Genomic DNA, 584 nt, shown 5'->3' on the forward strand with positions numbered 1-584 from the left:
AACTATTAATCAATTTTGAAAAAAGAAATAGTACTTTTCAAATTCTCCGCTTGATCAGCAAGCATTTCTGCACTTGATGCCAACTCCTCACTAGCGGCAGCATTTTCCTGTGTTATTTCATTTAATTGTTGAATGGCACTATTAACCTGTGAGGCACCATTATTTTGTTCCTGGCTGGCTGCCGCAATTTCCTGTACCAGCATTGTCGTTGTACTAATTTTGGGTATAATGTCAGTCATTAAATTACCTGTTATAGATGCAAGGTCCAATCCTTTTTTAGTTAGAGTATTTATTTCATCTGCTGCTATTTTACTTTGTTCTGCCAATTTTCTGACTTCTCCTGCCACTATTGCGAATCCTCTTCCGTGTTCTCCTGCCCTGGCTGCTTCTACAGAGGCATTAAGAGCAAGTATGTTGGTTTGCATTGCTATATCATTGATAATGGAGATTTTTTGCGATATAAATGCCATTGCTTTATTGGCTTCTTGAGCATGCTCATTAACTTTATTTGAATCATTGTTGGCCTCCTCTGAGACCTTAGCTGTTTCAATTGCATTATCTGAGTTTTGATGTATGCTGGCAGA

The 584-nt window shown here is 38.0% G+C and carries 1 protein-coding gene; it reads right to left on the reverse strand.

All coding sequences use genetic code 11. The features are described 5' to 3' along the window. Positions 1–5: 5 nt before the first annotated feature. Positions 6–584: methyl-accepting chemotaxis protein (locus OM075_RS25415; protein WP_301193366.1), on the reverse strand; the 579-nt coding region annotated here is incomplete at its 5' end.

Origin of the sequence: Plebeiibacterium sediminum, from assembly GCF_026013605.1 — a bacterium.
GTDB classification, from domain to species: Bacteria; Bacteroidota; Bacteroidia; order Bacteroidales; family Marinilabiliaceae; genus Saccharicrinis; species Saccharicrinis sediminus.